Source organism: Pseudomonas izuensis, assembly GCF_002356535.2.
In the GTDB taxonomy this organism is placed as follows: Bacteria; Pseudomonadota; Gammaproteobacteria; order Pseudomonadales; family Pseudomonadaceae; genus Aquipseudomonas; species Aquipseudomonas izuensis.
In genome coordinates this window covers 3,732,530-3,753,625 of the sequence record NZ_AP017423.2, presented here as the reverse complement: position 1 = coordinate 3,753,625, position 21,096 = coordinate 3,732,530, and the positions used below count along the sequence as shown (strand labels likewise).

The 21,096-nt window shown below is 61.2% G+C and carries 18 protein-coding genes; 14 read left to right on the top strand and 4 right to left on the bottom strand.

The annotated features are described in order from the left end of the window. Positions 1-26: 26 nt before the first annotated feature. Entirely contained in the window at positions 27-566 is a 540-nt protein-coding gene (gene moaB, locus LAB08_RS16555) for a molybdenum cofactor biosynthesis protein B (protein WP_096510787.1), read from the top strand. Beyond that, a complete protein-coding gene (locus LAB08_RS16550) occupies positions 563-1,768 on the top strand; it encodes a molybdopterin molybdotransferase MoeA (protein WP_096510789.1) in 1,206 nt (401 codons plus the stop codon). The genes moaB and LAB08_RS16550 overlap by 4 nt, the downstream gene beginning before the upstream one ends. Positions 1,769-2,311: 543 nt before the next feature. Here LAB08_RS16550 and LAB08_RS16545 read toward each other — a convergent pair. Both LAB08_RS16545 and moaA read right to left on the bottom strand, forming a co-directional pair. Continuing rightward, positions 2,312-3,211 carry a bestrophin family protein gene (locus LAB08_RS16545; RefSeq protein WP_096510791.1) on the bottom strand — a complete coding sequence of 300 codons (900 nt, stop codon included), beginning with the start codon at positions 3,209-3,211 and terminating at the stop codon, positions 2,312-2,314. A gap of 4 nt (positions 3,212-3,215) precedes the next feature. Then, a complete protein-coding gene (gene moaA / locus LAB08_RS16540; RefSeq protein ID WP_096510793.1) occupies positions 3,216-4,214 on the bottom strand; it encodes a GTP 3',8-cyclase MoaA in 999 nt (332 codons plus the stop codon). A gap of 435 nt (positions 4,215-4,649) precedes the next feature. Between moaA and LAB08_RS16535 the strand changes: the two genes are divergently transcribed. The 4 genes from LAB08_RS16535 (at position 4,650) to LAB08_RS16520 (ending at position 9,719) form a co-directional block, all read left to right on the top strand. After that, the gene (locus LAB08_RS16535) at positions 4,650-6,974 is read left to right on the top strand and encodes an FdhF/YdeP family oxidoreductase (protein ID WP_096510795.1); all 2,325 of its coding nucleotides are present in this window, start codon (positions 4,650-4,652) and stop codon (positions 6,972-6,974) included. Between the two features lie 147 nt (positions 6,975-7,121). After that, the gene (locus LAB08_RS16530; protein ID WP_096510797.1) at positions 7,122-8,543 is read left to right on the top strand and encodes a cytochrome ubiquinol oxidase subunit I; all 1,422 of its coding nucleotides are present in this window, start codon (positions 7,122-7,124) and stop codon (positions 8,541-8,543) included. Positions 8,544-8,560: 17 nt separating this feature from the next. After that, complete coding sequence (cydB, locus tag LAB08_RS16525; protein WP_096510799.1) at positions 8,561-9,577, top strand: cytochrome d ubiquinol oxidase subunit II; 1,017 nt, start codon at positions 8,561-8,563, stop codon at positions 9,575-9,577. Beyond that, the gene (locus tag LAB08_RS16520; RefSeq protein WP_096510801.1) at positions 9,564-9,719 is read left to right on the top strand and encodes a DUF2474 domain-containing protein; all 156 of its coding nucleotides are present in this window, start codon (positions 9,564-9,566) and stop codon (positions 9,717-9,719) included. The genes cydB and LAB08_RS16520 overlap by 14 nt, the downstream gene beginning before the upstream one ends. Positions 9,720-9,803: 84 nt before the next feature. Here LAB08_RS16520 and LAB08_RS16515 read toward each other — a convergent pair whose 3' ends face one another. Then, the gene (locus tag LAB08_RS16515; RefSeq protein WP_096510803.1) at positions 9,804-10,655 is read right to left on the bottom strand and encodes a CAP domain-containing protein; all 852 of its coding nucleotides are present in this window, start codon (positions 10,653-10,655) and stop codon (positions 9,804-9,806) included. Between the two features lie 141 nt (positions 10,656-10,796). On the opposite strand from LAB08_RS16515, the gene LAB08_RS16510 reads away from it, so the two are divergent. From LAB08_RS16510 to LAB08_RS16475, 8 genes are all read left to right on the top strand, one after another. Then, positions 10,797-11,417, top strand: coding sequence for a cell wall hydrolase (locus LAB08_RS16510; protein WP_096510805.1), 621 nt, complete (start codon positions 10,797-10,799; stop codon positions 11,415-11,417). Between the two features lie 174 nt (positions 11,418-11,591). Then, a complete protein-coding gene (locus tag LAB08_RS16505; protein WP_096510807.1) occupies positions 11,592-12,527 on the top strand; it encodes a GlxA family transcriptional regulator in 936 nt (311 codons plus the stop codon). Positions 12,528-12,692: 165 nt separating this feature from the next. Continuing rightward, positions 12,693-13,667, top strand: coding sequence for a Nit6803 family nitrilase (locus LAB08_RS16500; RefSeq protein WP_096510809.1), 975 nt, complete (start codon positions 12,693-12,695; stop codon positions 13,665-13,667). A gap of 181 nt (positions 13,668-13,848) precedes the next feature. Further along, positions 13,849-14,190, top strand: coding sequence for a hypothetical protein (locus LAB08_RS16495; RefSeq protein WP_096510811.1), 342 nt, complete (start codon positions 13,849-13,851; stop codon positions 14,188-14,190). 95 nt (positions 14,191-14,285) lie between these two features. Next, positions 14,286-15,542: a TolC family protein gene (locus LAB08_RS16490; protein ID WP_096510813.1), complete on the top strand. Its 1,257-nt coding sequence runs from the start codon at positions 14,286-14,288 to the stop codon at positions 15,540-15,542. After that, entirely contained in the window at positions 15,539-16,762 is a 1,224-nt protein-coding gene (locus tag LAB08_RS16485; RefSeq protein ID WP_096510815.1) for an efflux RND transporter periplasmic adaptor subunit, read from the top strand. The genes LAB08_RS16490 and LAB08_RS16485 overlap by 4 nt, the downstream gene beginning before the upstream one ends. Continuing rightward, positions 16,759-19,917 carry an efflux RND transporter permease subunit gene (locus tag LAB08_RS16480; protein ID WP_096510816.1) on the top strand — a complete coding sequence of 1,053 codons (3,159 nt, stop codon included), beginning with the start codon at positions 16,759-16,761 and terminating at the stop codon, positions 19,915-19,917. The genes LAB08_RS16485 and LAB08_RS16480 overlap by 4 nt, the downstream gene beginning before the upstream one ends. Beyond that, a complete protein-coding gene (locus LAB08_RS16475) occupies positions 19,914-20,276 on the top strand; it encodes a copper-binding protein (RefSeq protein ID WP_096510817.1) in 363 nt (120 codons plus the stop codon). The genes LAB08_RS16480 and LAB08_RS16475 overlap by 4 nt, the downstream gene beginning before the upstream one ends. Positions 20,277-20,336: 60 nt before the next feature. Here LAB08_RS16475 and LAB08_RS16470 read toward each other — a convergent pair whose 3' ends face one another. Continuing rightward, positions 20,337-20,852, bottom strand: a complete 516-nt coding sequence (locus LAB08_RS16470) for an HvfX family Cu-binding RiPP maturation protein (RefSeq protein ID WP_096510819.1) — start codon at positions 20,850-20,852, stop codon at positions 20,337-20,339. Positions 20,853-21,096: the final 244 nt, after the last annotated feature.

The following is a 21,096-nucleotide window of genomic DNA, read 5'->3' as shown; positions in this document are numbered from 1 at the left end:
TTAATTGATATCGGCCGGAGAGTCCCATGAGCGTTAAACCGGATGCATTGTTTATACCGTTGAATATTGCCGTGCTGACGGTGAGTGATACCCGTGAATATGCCAATGACACTTCCGGGCAACTGCTGGTCAGTCGCCTGCTGGAGGCCGGCCACACCCTCCGCGAGCGCAACCTGCTCAAGGATGACCTGTACAAGATCCGCGCGCAGGTGGCGACCTGGATTGCCGATGACGGCATTCAAGTGGTGCTGATCACCGGCGGCACCGGCTTCACCGGACGCGACAGCACTCCCGAAGCAGTGGCCTGTTTGCTGGATAAACAGATCGATGGTTTTGGCGAGTTGTTCCGGGCGATCTCCATCCTCGACATCGGCACCTCGACTGTGCAAAGCCGGGCCCTGGCCGGATTGGCCAACGGCACGCTGGTCTGTTGCCTGCCCGGATCTACCGGTGCCTGTCGCACCGCGTGGGAAGGCATCCTCGCCGAGCAACTGGACGCCCGCCATCGTCCGTGCAATTTCGTCCCGCACCTGAAACCTGTGCAGGCTTGCGGGCCTCGGGGATGAGCGGCTCGCCGCTGTTGCCGTTGGAAGAAGCCATCAGTCGGTTGTTGGCGATGGCTGAAACGCAGCGGTTGCAAGACAGCGAAACGGTGCCGCTCAGTGTCGCCCGGCAACGGGTGTTGGCCAATGACCTGGTGGCGACCCTGGACCTGCCGCCGTGGCCGAACAGCGCCATGGACGGTTATGCGCTCAATCTTGAGGGGTGGGATGGTCAGCCGCTGCCCGTGTCGCAGCAAGTGTTCGCCGGACAAGTTCCCGAAGCACTGACGCCAGGAACTTGCGCACGAATCTTCACCGGCGCTCCCGTACCCAAGGGGGCCAATGCTGTGGAAATGCAGGAAAACACCGAAGTGCTGGACGACGGGCGCATCCGTTTCAAGCAGCCTTTGATCCCTGGCTGCAACATCCGCGCGCAAGGCCAGGAGAACCGCGCCGGTGATGTGTTGCTGCACGCCGGCAAGCGCCTGGGGCCATTCGAGTTGGCGGTCGCGGCGGCGCAGGGCTGCACCCATGTGCAGGTGGTGCGTCGGCCACGGGTGGCGTTGCTGTCCACTGGCAATGAACTGGTCGAGCCGGGCATGCCGCTCAGGCCCGGCAGCCTCTACAACAGCAATCGCACTTTGTTGAACCACTGGTTGAGTGCCTTGGGGTGCGAGGTCATTGATGCGGGTATTCTTCCTGACGATGCACGGCAGACGCGGCTCAGGCTCGACCAATTGCAGCACGGGACGGACCTGATCCTGACCACCGGTGGGGTGTCCGCCGGTGACGCCGATTGCCTTGGCCAGGTGTTGCGCGAATGCGGTAAACCGCTGCTCTGGAAACTCTCGATCAAACCCGGCAAACCCCTGACCGTCGGCCAGTTCGGCAAGGTGCCGGTGATTGGCCTGCCGGGTAATCCGACCTCGGCGTTGGTCACTTTCGGCCTGTTAGCACGGGTTTACCTGTTGCGGATTCAGGGTGTCGAAGACGTCGAGCCCTTGAGCTTCGCGGTCACCGTCGGCTTTGCCTGGCCTAAACCGGGAAGCCGACGGGAATACCTGCGGGCCCGACTGGAGGGAGGACGTGCCGTGCTCTATCCGAACCAGAGCTCAGGCGTGTTGCTGGGGGCATCCTGGGCGGATGGGTTGGTGGAAGTGCTTGAAGGCCGCACGTTGCAGGCCGGCGAAACGGCACGGTTTATCCCGTTCAGCGAGTTGTTCTGACACCGCGCAATCCTTGTAGGAGCGAGGCTTGCCCGCGAAGGGGCCGGCACATTCAACACTCGTGTCGACTGACCTGATGCCATCGCGGGCAAGCCATGCTCCCACAGGGTTTGTGTCGTCCACAACAATCGCCATCGACACAAAAACCTGTGGGAGCGGGCTTGCCCGCGAAGAGGGCGGCACATCCAGCCCCCATGTCGACTGACCTGACGCCATCGCGGGCAAGTCGGGTCGCCGCATCGCACGCTCCCACAGGGTTTGTGTCATCCACAACAATCGCCATCGGCACAAAAAACTGTGGGAGCGGGCTTGCCCGCGATGAGGCCGGCACATCCAGCCCCCATGTCGACTGACCTGACGCCATCGCGGGCAAGCCATGCTCCCACAGGGTTTGTGTCATCCACAAACATCGCCATCGACACAAAAACCTGTGGGAGCGGGCTTGCCCGCGATGAGGCCAGCCCATTCAACATCGATGTTGACCGACCTGACGCCATCGCGGGTAAACCCGCTCCCACAGGGATTGTGTTGTTCTTGAGAGTGTCAGTTCAGCACGAAATCCACCGGTTCCAGTTGCGGAGGCAGTTCCGTCACCCCCAATGCCTCCAGGACATCGCGCTCGATGTTGCGCACGATAGCGTCGGTGGGCAGGTCGTTTTCGTCGCGGCCGAAGGGGTCTTCGAGTTCATCGGCGATCGCATCGAGACCGAAGAAGGTGTAGCTGACAATCGCGGTGAACACCGGCGTCAGCCAGCCCAGGGGTTCGGCCATGGCGAACGGCAACAGGATGCAGAACAGGTAAATGGTCCGGTGCAGCAACAGGGTGTAAGGGAAGGGTAGCGGGGTATTTTTGATCCGTTCGCAGACTGCCTGGGCATGGGTCAGGCCGGTCAGATGGTTGGCCATGAGCGTGTAGCGCCATTCGCTGATCGTCCCGGACTCGTTGAGTGCCGAGCACTGTTGACCGACCTGCAGCAGCACTTGTCCGCTGATGTCCATTGCGCTGCTTGTGGGTAATGGCTGCAACCAGTCACCGCTGGCAGCCAGTTCGTTTTCCTTGCGCAACCGGGCGTTGAGCGCATGGGCGAACCCGCACAGGTTGCTGAGGATGGCGTGTCGTTCACTCGCGTCCTTGATGATCTGGGTTTCGCGAATCATCGAACGGATCCCGACAATCACATCGCCCCACGCCTTGCGTGCTTCATACCAGCGGTCATAGCAGGCGTTGTTGCGAAAGCTCATGAAAATCGACAACGACAAACCGAGCAAGGTGAACGGCGTGGCGCTGACCTTGGAAAAGTAGCTTGGGTGCAAGGTTTCGATGAACACGATGGCCGAAGCGAGCAAGGTCACCATCAGGCTGCGCCTGGCAATACGTTTGGCAATCGAGCCCTTGAGCGAAGTCAGCACGCCGATCAGGTTGGGTTTGGGTCTGACGATCATGGTTTCAGCCGCCTGTCATGTTCATGAAGCGAACGACCTGGACATCGTCGTTCACTTGAAAATTATGTCGATAAGGCTTGAGTTTCATCGCCTCGATAATGGCTTGTTCCAGGCGTTCGGGCTGACCGGGATGGCTGCGCAAAACCGCCTTCAGATCGACGGAATGTTCGTTGCCCAGGCACAACAGCAGACGACCCTCTACGGTCAGCCGCACCCGATTGCAGGTGCCGCAAAAGTTGTGACTGTGGGGCGAAATGAACCCCAGGCGTATCTGCGGCGACTCGGCCAGCCGCCAGTAGCGCGAAGGACCCTGGGTCGACTCGGCGGAATCAATCAAAGTGTAGCGTTCGGCAATTCGCTCACGGACCTGGACGCTGGAATAAAACGACTCTGCGCGGCTGTGTTCATGGATGGTGCCCAAGGGCATTTCTTCGATGAAGGAGATGTCGAGGTTACGGTCGATGGCGAAGCTCACCAGGTCGTTGATCTCGTGATCGTTGCGACCCTTCATCACCACGCAGTTGAGCTTGGTATTGCGAAAGCCGGCCTGGTTGGCCGCGTCGATGCCCTTGATCACCTGGGCCAGATCACCGGTGCGGGTTAGTTCGCGAAAGCGTTGCGGGTCCAGGCAGTCGAGGCTGATGTTCAGACGCTTGACTCCGGCGTCGAACAGGGGCTGCGCAAGCCTGGCCAGCTGCGAGCCGTTGGTGGTCATGCACAGTTCGCGCAGGCCGGGCAGGGCGGCGATCTTCTCGCACAGTTGCACCACGCCCGGACGGATCAGCGGTTCGCCCCCGGTCAGGCGAATCTTGCGGGTGCCCAGCGCGACGAAGCTTTGCGCCACTTGGTAGATCTCTTCCAGGGTCAGCACCCGTTGGCGTGGCAGGAACTGCATGTCTTCAGCCATGCAATACACGCAACGGAAATCGCAGCGATCGGTGACCGACATCCGCAGGTAGTCCACGCGCCTGGCGAACCCATCGATCAAGACTTGTTCCGACATGACAACCTCGCTTAAGCCTGTGTGGTCCTTTGCAGGAGCGAGCCCTGCTCGCGATGGTCATTAACGATGACGCGTGCTTACCGGGTACACGCGGCGTTCTTGAGTCCATCGCGAGCAGGGCTCGCTCCTAGAGGAATTTCATTGATTATGGGTTTGTTGAACGCAGGCTAAGTGCAACTTGTGAGGTCGTCCAATCACTATTAATAACCGATTGATCGAGTGCATCTATGATGGATTTAGTTGCTGCGTAAAAAGCTGTTTAAGTTTCATAACTATTTGAATAATAACGATAAAAAACAATGATAAATATCCTCGATCACATGGTCGTAAATAGCGATTAGACAGAATTTAGCCGCCATTCATATGCTTTCTCCGTCAACCGATCAATGACCTGAATCGGGTCCAAGCCTGTGTGCATCGTCACGGAGAAGCAGCATGTCTCAAGTCGACCGTTATAAACCCTACAAAGGTGCCGCCGCTGGTTGGGGCGCGCTGATCGCCGTTACCAGGAACTGGTTGGGCAGTGAAAACGCCCTGAAGAACATCCGTGCAATGCTCAAGACCAACCAGAACGGCGGCTTCGACTGCCCGGGCTGCGCCTGGGGCGAGTCGCCGGAAAACGGTATGGTCAAGTTCTGTGAAAACGGCGCCAAGGCCGTCAACTGGGAAGCCACCGGCCGCCTGGTCAACCCGGCCTTCTTCAACAAATACAGCGTCGCAACGCTGTCGGAACAAAGTGATTACTGGCTGGAGTATCAGGGCCGGCTGACCCATCCCATGCGCTACGACGCCACCACTGACCGTTACGTGGAAACCACCTGGGATGAAGCCTTCGCGTTGATCGCCAGGCATCTCAATGCGCTGGAGTCGCCTGATCAGGCCGAGTTCTACACCTCGGGCCGGGCCAGCAATGAAGCCGCGTTTCTCTACCAATTGTTTGTCCGCGCCTATGGCACCAACAATTTTCCGGACTGCTCCAACATGTGCCACGAAGCCAGCGCCGTCGCGATGATCGAAAGCCTGGGCGTGGGCAAAGGCACGGTGGTGTTCGATGATCTGGAGCATGCCGACGCGATTTTCGTCATCGGGCAGAACCCCGGCACCAACCACCCACGGATGCTCGAACCGCTGCGCGAAGCGGTCAAGCGCGGGGCGCAGGTGATTTGCATCAACCCGCTCAAGGAGCGCGGGCTGGAGCGTTTCCAGCATCCGCAGCACCCTATCGAGATGCTGCTCAACGGCTCCGAGCCCACCAACACCGCCTACTTCCGTCCGGCCCTGGGCGGCGACATGGCGATCATGCGTGGCATGGCCAAGTTCCTTCTGCAGTGGGAGCGCGAAGCCCAGGCTACCGGTGGCGAGCCGGTGTTCGACCATGAATTCATCGCCGAACACACCTCGGGAATGGATGCCTACCTGGCGCAAGTCGATGCCACCGCCTGGGAGCATATCGAGCAGCAGTCGGGCATGACCCTGGCCGACATCGAACTGGCCGCGCGCATGTACGCCCGGGCCAAGCGCGTCATCATGTGTTGGGCGATGGGCCTGACCCAGCACACACACTCGGTGCCGACGTTGCAGGAAGTCATCAACCTGATGCTGCTGCGCGGCAATGTCGGTCGTCCCGGTGCGGGCCTGTCACCGGTGCGTGGTCACAGTAACGTGCAAGGCGACCGGACCATGGGCATCAACGAACTGGCGCCCACCGAGTTGCTCGATGCCCTGGAAAAACGCTTTTCCTTCAAGCCGCCACGGGAGCATGGCCACAACACGGTGATGGCGATTTCGGCGATGGAGCAGGGGCGTGCGAAGGTGTTCATTGGTCTGGGTGGCAACTTCGCCCAGGCCACCCCTGACACCCCGCGCACCCATGCTGCACTGCGCAACTGCGAGCTGACCGTGCACATCGCCACCAAGCTCAATCGCAGCCACCTGGTGACCGGCCGTGAAGCGCTGATCCTGCCGTGCCTGGGCCGTACCGACATCGACATGCAGGCCGAAGGTCCGCAGGGCGTCACCGTGGAAGACACCTTCAGCATGATCCATATCTCCCACGGTCAGCTCAAACCCAAATCGAAGCACTTGCGCTCCGAACCGGCGATCATCGCCGGCATTGCTGCCGCGACCCTGGGTAATCACCCGATCGACTGGAACTGGGCCATCGGCGACTACGGTCGCATCCGAAACCTGATTGCCGACACCATTCCCGGCTTCGAAGACTTCAACCGCAAGTTGCTGCATCCGGGCGGTTTCCACATGGGTAACAATGCGGCGGACCGCATCTGGAAAACCGCGAGCGGCAAGGCGCAATTCACCCCGAGTGTGTTGCCCGAGCACCTGATCAGCGAAGGCGTGCGCAACCTGGCGGTCAAGCCCCATCTGATCTTGCAGACCATGCGTTCCCACGATCAGTACAACACCACGCTGTACGGTCTGGACGATCGTTATCGCGGGGTCTACGGCATGCGCGATGTGGTGTTCGCCAACGAGCAGGACATCCGCCGGCTCGGTTTCGAGCCGGGGCAAAAAGTTGATCTGGTGGCGCTGTGGGACGATGACCGCGAGCGCAGGGTCAGCGGTTTCACCCTGATCGCCTACGACATTCCGGCCGGGCAGGCCGCCGCGTACTACCCGGAGACCAACCCGCTGGTGCCGCTGGAAAGTTACGGTGATCGCACCTACACACCGACCTCCAAGTTCGTCGCCATCCGGCTGGAGCAGGCGAAAGTCAGCGGCCTGATTTCCACTACCGCGGCGTAGTGCCGTAGCAATCTTTGTGGGAGCGAGCCTGCTCCGGGCGGCGTTCCGACGAGGAGGCCGGCACCTTCAACATCCATGGTGCCTGACACCCTGCCATCGCGAGCAGGCTCGCTCCCACAGTTTTAAAGCCTCAATGAGGATTTCGACATGTTTAACCTGCAGGCACTGGACCTGGCGCGGATGCAATTCGCGTTCACGGTTTCGTTCCACATTATCTTTCCAGCCATCACCATCGGCCTGGCCAGTTTCCTGGCGGTGCTTGAAGGACTCTGGCTGAAAACCCGCAACGACACCTACCGTGATCTCTACCATTTCTGGTCGAAAATCTTTGCCGTCAACTTTGGCATGGGCGTGGTTTCGGGGCTGGTCATGGCCTACGAATTCGGCACCAACTGGAGCCGTTTTTCCGACTTTGCCGGCAGCATCACCGGACCGCTGCTGACCTATGAAGTGCTGACCGCGTTCTTCCTCGAAGCCGGGTTCCTCGGCGTCATGCTGTTTGGCTGGAACCGGGTAGGGCGCGGCTTGCACTTTTTCTCGACGGTCATGGTCGCCATCGGCACCTTGATCTCGACCTTCTGGATTCTGGCCTCCAACAGCTGGATGCAAACGCCCCAGGGCTTCGAGATCGTCGATGGCCGCGTCATGCCGCTGGATTGGCTGGCGATCGTGTTCAACCCGTCGTTCCCGTACCGCCTGGCACACATGGCGATTGCCGCGTTCGTGGCCACCGCGTTTTTTGTCGGCTCTTCGGCGGCCTGGCATCTGCTGCGCGGCAACGACACCCGGCAAGTGCGCAAGATGCTGTCGATGGCGTTGTGGATGGCCTTGATCGTCTGCCCGATCCAGGCGGTGGTCGGTGACGCCCATGGTTTGAACACCCTGGAGCATCAGCCGGCGAAAATCGCTGCCATCGAAGGGCACTGGGAAAACCAAGGCAACGAAGCGACGCCGCTGGTGCTGTTCGGCATTCCCGACATGCAGGCCGAGAAAACCCAATATGCCATCGAAATTCCGTACCTGGGCAGCCTGATCCTGACCCACAGCCTCGACAAACAAATCCCGGCGCTCAAAAGCTTCCCGAAAGAGGACCGGCCCAACGCGACCATCATCTTCTGGAGCTTCCGGGTCATGGCGGGGCTGGGCATGTTGATGGTGCTGGCCGGCGTGCTGGGCCTGGCCTTGCGTCGCAGCGGCGCGATCTACCGCAACCGCTGGTTCCTGCGCCTGATGCTGTGGATGGGGCCAAGCGGCCTGGTCGCCATGCTGGCCGGCTGGATCACGACCGAAGTGGGGCGTCAGCCGTGGGTGGTGTATGGCCTGCAACGCACCGTGAATGCCGCGTCCAACCACAGCGTCACGCAACTGAGCATCTCGTTGGCACTGTTCGTGGTGATCTATTTCTCGGTGTTCACGGTGGGCATCGGCTACATGATGAAACTGGTCGCTAAAGGCCCGAAACCCCATCACGAGCATTCGCCCGCGGTTCATTCCGATCAGGTGATTACGCCGCGCCGGCCCCTGTCGGCGGACGCCGAAATCCTCAAAGCCGACACCAGCGTCAATTGAACAAGGGGAGTTGAGACATGGGTATTCAAGGTATCGATTTATCGCTGATCTGGGGCGTGATCATCGCCTTCGGCGTGATGATGTACGTGATCATGGACGGCTTCGATCTGGGGCTGGGCATCCTGTTTCCATTGATTCCGGATGCCAGGGAGCGGGATGTGATGATGAACACCGTCGCACCGGTCTGGGACGGCAACGAGACCTGGCTGGTGCTGGGTGGCGCGGCGCTGTATGGCGCGTTTCCGCTGGCTTATTCGGTGATTCTCGAAGCGTTGTACCTGCCACTGATCCTGATGTTGTGCGGCCTGATTTTCCGTGGTGTGGCCTTCGAGTTTCGCTTCAAGGCCAGCCCGGAAAAACGCCATATCTGGGACATGGCGTTCATCGGCGGCTCGCTGCTGGCGACGTTCTCCCAGGGTGTGGTGATCGGCACCTACATTGCCGGCATCCCGGTGATCGACCGGCAGTTCGCCGGTGGTTCGCTGGACTGGCTGGCGCCGTTTCCATTGTTCTGCGGTGTCGGGCTGATCGTCGCTTACGCGCTGTTGGGCAGCACCTGGTTGCTGGTCAAGACCGAAGGCATGCTGGAATCGCGGATGCGCCTGTTCACGCGGCCCCTGGCCTGGCTGTTGCTGGCGGTGATCGGCGTGATCTGCGTCTGGACACCCATCCTGCACCCGGAAATCGCCACGCGCTGGTTCGGCCATGCGCACCTGGCGGTGTTCGGCACATTGGCGCTGCTGGCCTTGCTGGCGCTGTTCGGCTTGCTCAAGACCCTGCGCCAACGCCACACCCATTGGCCGTTCGCCTTCACCTTGATGCTGGTGTTTCTGGGCTACATCGGCCTGGCCTTCAGCCTCTGGCCAAACATCGTGCCGCCGTCCGTCAGCCTGTGGGCCGCGGCATCACCGGCCACCAGCCAGTTGTTCATCCTGATCGGCGCACTATTCATCCTGCCGATCATCCTGATGTACACGGTTTGGAGCTACTACGTATTCCGCGGCAAAGTGAGGATTGGCGATGGCTACCATTGATACGCGGCAACCGGCATCCACGCGTTGGTATAAGCGGCTGGGTTGGCTGGTCGTGATCTGGTTGGGCAGTGTGGTTGCGTTGGGTGTGGTGGCGGGGGCGTTGCGAATGTTGATGCATGCGGCGGGGATGAGCAGTCACTGACAGTCACCCGGAAATACCAGGCTTGGCGAAAAACTATGGCGAGGGAGCTTGCTCCCTCGCCACAGGGATAGTGTCATCTTGTGGTTATTGCGCCCCGAACATCACCGTCCAGTAAATCCCCGCATCGCTCTTCGGATCAACCGCATACGCCGCGCCCATATCGCGGAACTGCGGGTTCATCAGGTTGGCACAGTGACCGGGGCTGGTCAGCCAGCCATCGACCACCTTGCGCACGCTGTCCTGCCCGGCGGCGATGATTTCGCCTATCTGCTGGAAGTCGTAGCCGGCCAGTTCCGCCCGGTCACCCGGCGTGCGGCCGTCGCGGTCCTTGTGATCGAAGTAGTTGTTGTTGGCCATGCTGCGCGATTGGGTTTCGGCCGCGGTCGCCAGGGTGGCATTCCAGGTCAGTGGCGTGGTGGCGGCGAAGGATTGTGCGCCGCATTGGCGTGGTCGGCTGCGGGCGACGTTGAGTTCGATCAGCAGCTTCTGCCCTTCAGTCTGCCAATCGCCCAGGCGTGCACTCAACAGGGGGCGGGCGACGACGATGCGCCATTCGCGGTCTTGGCGGCTGACGCCGATGTCGACGAATTGCGGGTCCAGTACGATCTGGCAAAAGCTTTCCTGGATCGCCTTCATCGCCGACGGCGCATCACGGGGGCCGGACAGGCTGATCGCCTGCACGTTTTTCATCGGGTAACCGGCGGTGGCCATGGCCTGTTGCAGATTGCCGATGCTGGGGGCCGTCAGCGCCAGTCGCGGATCGGCGGCCAGTGGTGGCAGTTCCGATGAGACCTGACCGCCACACCGCTGCAACTGGCTGCGGTAGAGGTTGATCGATTCGATCAGTTGCGATTCGTCGCTTGCCACGGCGTTGGCAGCGAACAGCAAACCGAGTGATAAACCGGCAAAGCGCATGGCGGACGGTGTGAAGCGCATGGAGATCCCCTTTGGCTGACTGCGCCCATGATGCTCGAAGTTGTTCCTGTTAAGGCAGCGGATTTTCCAGAATTTCGGGACGCGTGTGCAATCATTTCACTACTACACTAAAGCGATCACTCCACCTGAGTCATTCCGACCATGCGCCTCGACTGGATAGCTGTTTGTCTTGCATTGACAATGCTAGCCGCTCCGACCTTCGCTGCGGATCAGGAGCAAAAACAAAAAGTGGCCGAAGACAAGGCCCAGGTGCTGGAGAAAAAGGCGGCGGAAGATAGCAGCCCCGCACCGGCACCCAAATCCGAAGCCATTACCCAGTCCGAAGTCCAGGCCGTCGACCCCGCCGGCACCGCGCCGATGGACGACGCCATCACTTGCCTGGCCCGTTCGATCTATTGGGAGGCCAAGGGCAAGGATTCCGCCGACATGGAGGCGGTGGCCAATGTAGTGATGAACCGCCTCGGCCACGAGGGATTCCCGGATACCGTGTGCCGTGTGGTCAAGCAGGGCTCGGAAACCAAGAGTTGCCAGTTTTCCTGGTGGTGTGACGGCAAATCCGACTCGGTACAGGAGGAGGTGCCTTATGCAATGGCCAAGGAAATCGCGCGCAAGGCGCTGAACAAGCAACTGCCGGATCGCACCGGGGGGGCGCTGTATTTCCATGACCGCACGGTGAAGCCGGAGTGGGCCAAGGAGTACGTCAAAACCGCGGAAATCGGTTTGTTCAAGTTTTACAAACCCCAGGGCGGGGATGCCAAGTAGCTGGAACTTCGCATCGGTGTCAAACGCAGAATGTGTGAACGACACCAGCCCACTGTGGGAGCTGGCTTGCCAGCGATGACGATTTGGCAGTCAACGTTGAACGCTATGACCTGACGCCACACCTGACCTAATATTTGGTTATGCCATTTTTACGGTCATTTCAGGTCAGTCTCCATGCACCCCATCGGCCTCATCGTTTACCCCGGTTTCCAGGTCCTCGGCCTGGCCATGTGCGCCACCTTCGAGCTGGCCAATAGCGCCGCCGACGAGCCGGTGTACAGTCTCCAGCTGCTCTCCGAAACCGGAGGCCTGGTGGCGACCTCCGCCGGATTCGCCGTAGAAACCACGGCATTCGATCAGCGTCCCTTCGACACGCTGTTGGTGATGGGCGATAACGTCATCCGCCCGGTATCCGCGGGTCTGGTGGCGTTTTTGCGTCGAGCCGGCCAGCGCACACGACGCCTGGGCTCGATCTGCACCGGCGCCATCGCCCTGGCCGAGGCGGGATTGCTCGATGGCCGAAGGGCGACCACTCACTGGTGCCATGCCGCTTCGCTGCAACGGACCTACCCGAAGGTCAAGGTCGAAGAGGACCGCATCTTCATCAACGATGGCCACATTTGGACCGCCGCCGGCATGAGTGCCTGCGTCGATCTGGCGCTGGCCCTGGTGGAAATGGATCTGGGGGCCGACGTCGCGCGGCGGGTGGCCCGGCAACTGGTGGTGTACCACCGCCGGGCCGGCGGGCAGTCGCAGTTTTCGGTGATGCTGGAACTGCAACCCAAGACCGACCGCGTCCAGGCCGCGTTGACCTATGCCAGGCAAAATCTCAAGTCCGCGCTGTCGGTGGAGGAGTTGGCCAATGCCGCCAATCTCAGCCCTCGCCAATTCAGCCGGGTGTTTCATGCCGAAACCGGTCAATCGCCGGCCAAGGCCATCGAACGCCTGCGGGTGGAGTCTGCCCGGCTGATGATGGAAACCGGCCGGCATTCCATAGACGTAGTGGCGACGGACAGCGGTTTTGGTGATCGCGAACGCATGCGCCGGGCGTTTATCCGGGCGTTTGGCCAACCTCCGCAAGTGATTCAGCGCGCCAATCGAGACGGATAACACGATCTGTAGGAGCACAGCTTGCTCGCGATGGCGGCATTGAAGACGCTATCGCCGGTAAGTCATGCAATGTCCTAAAAGGTGGTATATACGACATTTGAGCCTAAATATTATTGTCGTAATCTTGATCTCGCCAAAGCCCACTCCTTGAATGAGATCACCATCATGACCCTCGTAAAAGCCGCCGCCGTCCAGATCAGCCCCGTGCTCTATAGCCGTGAAGGCACCGTGAACAAAGTCGTGGAGAAGATCCTCGAACTCGGGGAACAGGGCGTGCAGTTCGCCGTGTTCCCGGAAACCATCGTCCCGTACTACCCGTATTTCTCCTTCGTCCAGGCACCGTTCGAAATGGCGGCGGAGCATCTCAAACTGCTGGACCAGGCCGTCACCGTGCCGTCAGCCGCCACCGACGCCATCGGTGCCGCCGCCCGGGAGGCCGGCATGGTGGTGTCCATCGGCGTCAATGAACGCGACGGCGGCACGCTGTACAACACGCAGTTGCTGTTCGACGCCGATGGCACCCTGATTCAGCGTCGCCGCAAGATCACCCCGACCTATCACGAGCGCATGATCTGGGGCATGGGCGATGGCTCGGGCCTGCGCGCCGTCGACAGTGCGGTAGGGCGCATCGGTCAGCTGGCGTGCTGGGAGCATTACAACCCGCTGGCCCGTTACGCCTTGATGGCCGATGGCGAACAGATCCACGCCGCGATGTACCCCGGTTCGTTCGCCGGCCCGTTGTTCGCCTCGCAGATGGAAGTCAATATCCGCCAGCATGCGCTGGAAGCGGCCTGCTTCGTGGTCAACTCCACCGCCTGGCTCAACCCTGAACAACAGGCGCAGATCATGGCCGACTCCGGTTGCCCGATCGGCCCGATTTCCGGCGGCTGCTACACCGCGATCATCGGCCCCGACGGCGTGGTGCTGGGCGCGTTGACCGAAGGCGAGGGCGAGGTGATCGTCGACCTCGACATGAGCCTGATCGACAAGCGCAAACGCATGATGGATTCGCGGGGCCATTACAGCCGCCCGGAACTGCTGAGCCTGCTGATCGACCGTACGCCACATTCGCAGGTGCACGAGCGCAGCGCGCATTCGAAGCTGGGTGAAGGGGCGTTTGTGGAAGAAGTCAGGGCGTAATGCCGTTCGCTTAATGAAGTCTTCAGCCGAGCAGTAAACCTGTGGCGAGGGAGCTCGCTCCCGTTTGAGTGCGTAGCACTCACAAGATCGCTCGCCACAGGTACCGGTAAGACGCAAGAGCCGATCCGCGTTGCATAATTGCAATTGTAGGAAACATTACCCGCAGCTAGACTCCTGCTCCATGAAACGTTATCTGCGGTTTTGCCTTGTCTTCCTGATCAGCCTCGCGCTTCCCTTCAGCGCGATGGCGGGCGTTCAGGCACCCGCAGATCCTTGCCCGATGAAAACCATGGGCATGTCGATGATGGGCGATATGGGCATGGACTGCTGCCAGGACATGAGCACGGCGCCAGACCACGGCAAGCCCTGCAAGCCCGGCCAGGAATGCAAGACCGGCGGCATGTTGCAGGTCTCCATCGTCAAACCTCCCGTCACCCTGTTCAGTCCTGTCGTCAGCGCATTGTTCGTCGACGTGCTGCCCGTCCCGACCCCGTCCGGGGTATGGCGACCCCCCCGCGCCTGATTCCTGTTCCACATTGAGCTCCGTTGCGCCTGCGCGCAATGGCGTTGCTGTGCGCTTTGAAAAGCGTGCAGTGGATCATTACAGGAATTTTTTCCATGAACTCCACGTGCTTTCGCACGGGGTGGCCGCTGACGGCTGCCCTGGTGGCAAGCGTACTGGCCTTGCCGTGCGTTGCTGCCCCATTGACCCTTGATGAAGCCTTGCGCCTGGCGGATGACAATGCACCGTCGTTGATTGCCCAGGCGAACAAACTCCAGGCGGCCAGGAGCGCCGCGATCCCGGCGGGTGAGTTGCCCGACCCCAAGCTCTTGTTGGGTGTGCAGAACTTTCCGGTGGGCGGTCCCGATCGCGGGACCCTCGATCACGATTTCATGACCATGCAGATGGTCGGCGTCATGCAGGAAATGCCCAACGGCGACAAACGCCAGGCGCGAAGCGCCGTGGCCGACGCCGCCGTCGAGGTGGCCGCCGCGCAAGGTCGTATCGAGCGCTTGAATGTGCGGCAATCCACGGCGCTGGCCTGGATTGCCAGCTATGCGGTGGCACTCAAGCAGGCGCTGTTCCAGGAGTTTTACCGCGAGAACAGATTGCTGGCCGAGACCGTTCGCGCACAGATCGCCAGCGGTCGCGCCCAGCCAGCCGATGCGGTCACGCCGAAGCAGGAAGCGGCGCAACTGGACGAGCAGCAAGACCAATTAATCCAGCAACGCGCCCAGGCCCGTGCCGCACTCAAGCGCTGGATCGGCCCGGCCGCCAATGAGCAACCCGACGGTAACTGGCCGCAATGGCCCATCGACAAACCGGGTTACCTCCATTCGCTCGCGCATCATCCGCAGCTGGCGGCGATTGCACCCATGACCCGTGAAGCCCAGGCCAGAATCCGTGAAGCCGAGGCCGATAAAAAATCCGACTGGAGTTGGGAGCTCGATTACCAGAAGCGCGGGCGTGAATTTGGCGACATGGTCAGCGTGCAGTTCACCTTCGACCTGCCATTGTTCCCCGAGACCCGGCAAAACCCGAAGATCGCCGCCAGGCGTGCCGAGCTGAATCAACTGGAGGCCGAACGCGACGCGCTGGTGCGTGAACACACCGAGCAACTGGAAGCGCAATTGGCCGACTACCAGCGCCTGGACCGTGCGGCGCGGCGCACACAGGAGAGTCTCTTGCCGCTCGCCAGGGAAAAAACCGAGTTGACCCTGGCCAGTTACCGCGCGGGCAAAAGTGATTTGTCGGCAGTCGTCGCCGCCAGGCGCGAATGGATCGAAGTGCGCTTGAAACAGATCGATATCGACGAACAGAAAGCGTTGACCAGCGCCCGGCTGTATTTCGCTTACGGGGAGGCTGGCCAATGAACGTTGTTCAACGTGTGTTATCGGTCGCTTGCCTGATCGGGCTGGGCGGTCTGGGGGGCTATTGGCTGGCTCGCGGTCCGCAACCCGTCGATCAAGGCAGTCAGCCAAAGGATGAGCCCAAGGTCCTGTACTGGTACGACCCGATGGTCCCGCAGCAGAAGTTCGACAAACCCGGCAAGTCGCCTTTCATGGAGATGGAACTGGTGCCGCGCTATGCCGACGGGGCGGCAGAACCCGCTACGGTTCAGATCGATCCGGGTATGACGCAGAACATCGGCCTGAGGCTGGCCACGGTCACGCGCGGCCCCTGGGTATCGAGCCTCGACGCAGCGGGCGTGCTGGCTTTCAACGAACGGGATGTTGCGCAGATCCAGGCGCGTACGGCCGGTTTCGTCGAGCGGGTCTATGCTCGCGCACCGGATGATGTGCTGAAGGCCGGTGCACCCCTGGCGGATATTCTGGTGCCCGAATGGGCGGCGGCCCAGGAAGAGTTTCTGGCCCTCAAACGCATGGGCGACGCCGGATTGCTGGCAGCGGCGCGCCAACGCCTGCGATTGACGGGGATGCCCCGGGACTTGATCGCCCAGGTTGAACGCAGCGGCAAGGTGCAGCTCACACAGACCCTCACCACACCGATTGCCGGCACCTTGCAAACCTTGAATGTGCGGGCGGGCATGACCCTGGCCGCCGGTGAGACCCTGGCCCGTATCAATGGGCTGGCCACTGTCTGGCTGATGGTGGCGGTGCCGGAAGCGGTCGCCGGGTCGATCCGGCTCGGGCAAACCGTCGAGGCCAGGCTGGCGACGGTGCCGGACGCCGTCCTGCAAGGCACGATCAGTGCGATCCTGCCACAGACCAATGCCGACAGCCGAACGCTCAGTGTGCGGGTTGAACTGCCCAATCCCGATGGACGCCTGCGTCCCGGTCTCACGGCACAGGTGCGGCTGAACAGCGGTGCGGGACAAAACGTACTGCAGGTGCCGAGTGAAGCCTTGATCCGCACCGGCAAGCGCGTGCTGGTGATGCTGGCCGAAGGAGGCGGGCGTTACCGTCCGGTCGAGGTGCAGGCCGGGGTGGAAAACGCCGGGCAGACCGTAGTCCTCAAGGGGTTGCAGGAGGGGCAGCAAGTGGTCACGTCGGGGCAGTTTCTGCTCGACTCCGAAGCCAGTCTCAAAGGCATCGTGGCCCAGCCCGCGGAAACTGCCGGAGGCCAGCCATGATTGCCGCATTGATTCGCTGGTCTGTGGGCAATCGCTTTCTGGTGCTGCTGGCGACGCTGTTCGTCACGGCCTGGGGGATCTGGTCGGTCCAGGGGACGCCGGTCGATGCGCTACCGGATCTGTCCGATGTGCAGGTGATCATCCGCACGCCTTATGCCGGCCAGGCACCGCAGATTGTCGAAAACCAGGTGACCTACCCCTTGGCGACCACCCTGTTGTCGGTGCCCGGCGCGAAAACCGTGCGTGGCTACTCGTTCTTCGGTGACAGCTTTGTGTACGTGCTGTTCGAGGACGGCACCGATCTGTATTGGGCGCGTTCGCGGGTGCTGGAATACCTGAGTCAGGTTCAAAGTCGCTTGCCGGCCAGCGCCAAACCGGCATTGGGGCCGGATGCCACTGGCGTCGGCTGGATCTTCCAGTACGCACTGGTGGATCGCAGTGGCCAGCATGACCTGGCGCAACTGCGTGCCTTGCAGGACTGGTTCCTCAAGTTCGAGCTCAAGACGCTGCCCAACGTGGCGGAAGTGGCCACCGTCGGGGGCATGGTCAAGCAGTATCAGGTTCAACCGGATCCGCTGAAACTGGCCAGTCTGGGCATCACCCAGGCGCAGGTCATTGAGGCGATTGGCAAGGCCAATCAGGAAACCGGTGGCGCGGTGTTGGAAATGGCCGAAACCGAGTTCATCGTGCGGGCTTCCGGCTACTTGAAGACCCTCGATGACTTGCGTGCCATCCCGCTCAAGCTGGGCGTCGGCGGCGTGCCCGTCACCCTCGGCGACGTGGCGACGATTCAACAGGGACCGGAGATGCGCCGCGGTCTGGCTGAACTCGACGGCGAAGGCGAGGCCGTGGGCGGCGTGGTGATCCTGCGCAGCGGCAAGAATGCCCGGGAAACCATCGCCGCGGTGAAAGCCCGACTCGATGAACTCAAAAGCAGCCTGCCGGCCGGTGTGGAGATTGTGACTACCTACGATCGCGGCAAATTGATCGATCGTGCGGTGGAAAACCTCAGCCACAAATTGATCGAAGAGTTCATGGTGGTCGCGCTGGTCTGCGGGATTTTCCTCTGGCACCTGCGTTCGGCACTGGTGGCGATCATCTCGCTGCCGGTCGGGGTCCTGATCGCCTTTATCGTCATGCGTCATCAAGGGATCAACGCCAATATCATGTCCCTGGGCGGAATCGCGATTGCGATCGGTGCGATGGTCGATGCCGCCGTGGTGATGATCGAAAACGCGCACAAGAAAATCGAGGCCTGGCACGCCGCGCATCCCGGGGAAGTGCTCAAAGGTGAAAAACACTGGCAAGTCATGATCGACGCGGCGGTGGAGGTGGGGCCGGCGCTGTTCTTTTGTCTGTTGATCATCACGCTGTCGTTCATTCCGGTGTTTACCCTCGAGGCGCAGGAAGGCCGGTTGTTCGGTCCCCTGGCCTTCACCAAAACCTATGCCATGGCCGCTGCGGCCGGGTTATCGGTGACGCTGGTGCCGGTGCTGATGGGCTACTGGATTCGCGGCAGGATTCCCGATGAACGACAGAACCCGTTGAACCGCGGGTTGATCCGGCTCTATCAACCGGTGCTGGACGCCGTGTTGCGGTGGCCGAAAATCACCTTGTTGGCTGCACTGCTGGTGTTTGCCAGCGCGTGGTGGCCGATGTCGCGCTTGGGGGGTGAGTTTCTTCCACCGCTGGACGAAGGCGATTTGCTCTACATGCCCTCGGCGCTGCCGGGGTTGTCGGCGCAGAAAGCGGCGCAGTTGCTGCAGCAGACCGATCGCCTGATCAAAACGGTGCCGGAAGTCGAACACGTTTTCGGCAAGGCCGGCCGCGCCGAAACCGCGACCGACCCGGCACCGCTGGAGATGTTCGAAACCACCCTCCAGTTCAAGCCCCGTGAGCAATGGCGCCCGGGCATGACCCCGGAAAAACTCGTGGAAGAGCTGGACCGGGTGGTCCGGATACCGGGGTTGACCAACATCTGGATCCCGCCGATCCGCAACCGCATCGACATGCTCGCCACGGGCATCAAGAGTCCGATCGGGGTGAAGGTGGCCGGGAACGATCTGGCACAGATCGATGCCGTCACCCAGGGCATTGAACACGCGGCCAAAGGTGTAGCCGGTGTCAGCTCGGCGCTGGCCGAGCGCTTGACCGGAGGGCGCTACATTGATGTGGACATCGACCGCCAGGCGGCGGCCCGCTACGGGCTCAACATCGCAGATGTGCAGTCGATCGTGGCCGGTGCCATCGGCGGTGAAAACGTCGGGGAAACCATCGAGGGTCGGGCACGGTTCCCGATCAATGTGCGTTATCCGCGAGAGTGGCGCGATTCCCTCGGCGCTCTGGAGCAGTTGCCGATCTACACACCGCTGGGAAGTCAGATCACGCTCGGCACGGTGGCGAAGGTCAAGGTCATCGAGGGGCCACCGATGCTCAAAAGCGAAAATGCGCGGCCGTCCGGGTGGGTGTACGTCGATGTTCGGGGGCGGGACATCGCTTCGGTGGTGGCCGATTTGCGCCGAGTGGTCAGCGAACAGGTCAAGCTGCAGCCCGGCATGAGCCTGAGCTACTCCGGCCAGTTCGAGTTTCTGGAACGGGCCAATACGCGCCTCAAGCAGGTGGTGCCTGCCACGTTGCTGATCATCTTTGTCCTGCTCTATCTGACATTCGCCCGGTTTGACGAAGCCTTGTTGATCATGGCGACGCTGCCATTGGCCCTCGTCGGTGGCGTGTGGTTCCTCTATTGGCTGGGCTACAACCTGTCGGTCGCCACGGGCGTCGGGTTCATCGCGTTGGCGGGTGTATCCGCCGAGTTTGGCGTGATCATGCTGCTGTATCTGAAAAACGCCTGGGCCGAGCGAATCGATACGGGTGATTGCACCGAGTACGGCTTGATGGCGGCGATTCGCGAAGGTGCCGTGCAACGTGTCCGCCCCAAAGCCATGACGGTCGCCGTGATCATTGCCGGTCTGTTGCCGATCCTGCTGGGCAGCGGCACCGGCAGCGAAGTCATGAGCCGCATCGCTGCGCCCATGGTCGGCGGCATGATCACCGCGCCGCTGCTCTCGCTGTTTGTCATTCCGGCGGCGTATCGCCTGATGCGCCGTCGCCCGTTATCCCAACCCACCTCATGTCCACAAGGAAACATCCAATGAAACTGACTCGATTCGCGGTAACAGGTACGCTGTTGGCACTGTCATTTTTTGCCCGTGCAGAAGAAATGCCCGGTATGAACATGGGCGCTGACGCCATGGAGGGCACGCCCATGAAGCAGCCGGCAGCCTCGACACCCGTGGCCAGTGCCTCGGGAACGATCAAGGCGATCGACAGTGCCCGGCACAAGGTCACCATCGCCCATGGGGCGGTGCCTGCACTGCAATGGCCACCGATGACGATGGGGTTCCAGGCGACGGAGGCGCAATTGGCAACGGTAAAAGTGGGGGATCAAGTGAACTTCAAGTTTCAACAGGAGGGCGCGGCGGCGACGATCGTATCGATTGATGTAGAGAAGTAAACAAAAGGGCGGTGCGAATCGGATTCGCACCGCCCTTGTTCTGTTTTTTCAGGCCGGCATTCAGGCGTGACTGCGACGCCAGAAGAACCGCGCCAGCAGCGCATCGAGACTGAACTTGCCAGGACCCGAGAGCACCAGGGGCACCAGGGCGGCCAGGTAGATCAGCGGCAGCTTGAAGTTGCCGTAACCCTTGTTGGTGATGGAGTACCCCTGGGCCAGTTCGCTCAAGCTCGACCAGTCGGCGGGCCAGTGAACGGCGGCGGTCGCGACAACGGTGACGACGATCAGGCTGATCGCCGAAAACCGCGTGGCCAGCCCCACCAGCAGGGCGAGGGCGCAGATCAATTCCACCCACATCGACAGCTCCCAGTTCAGCGTGGCCGGAAGGTGGTCGAACGGAAACGGGAAGCGGTTCTGGATGTCGGCAAACCAGTTCTCGCCATTGAATTTTTCCAGGCCCGACTCGAAGAATTCCCAGGCCAGGAATACCCGCAGCGTCAACGGCGCGATCCAGCTACCGGCACGGTCAAGGTTCAGGTGCAGGCCTTTGACGGCCGATGAAATCAAAGTGCTCATGGACAGGATCTCCTTCAAGTCAGGGATGTCGGGCAACGGTGGGCCCGCTTAGCGCAAGGATCGGCTTGGCCAATCGACAGGTGAATTTCATCAGGCGGGTGTATCTGCGATGTGTCCCTTGCGCGGGGCTTTGAAGGTTTGTTGTGTCAGGGGCGGGGCTATACACACTTTGATACGTAACCGCCCCCAACACACCGCCCACACCCACGGTGATTTGGGGGGTGTTTGCCTATGATTCTGACCA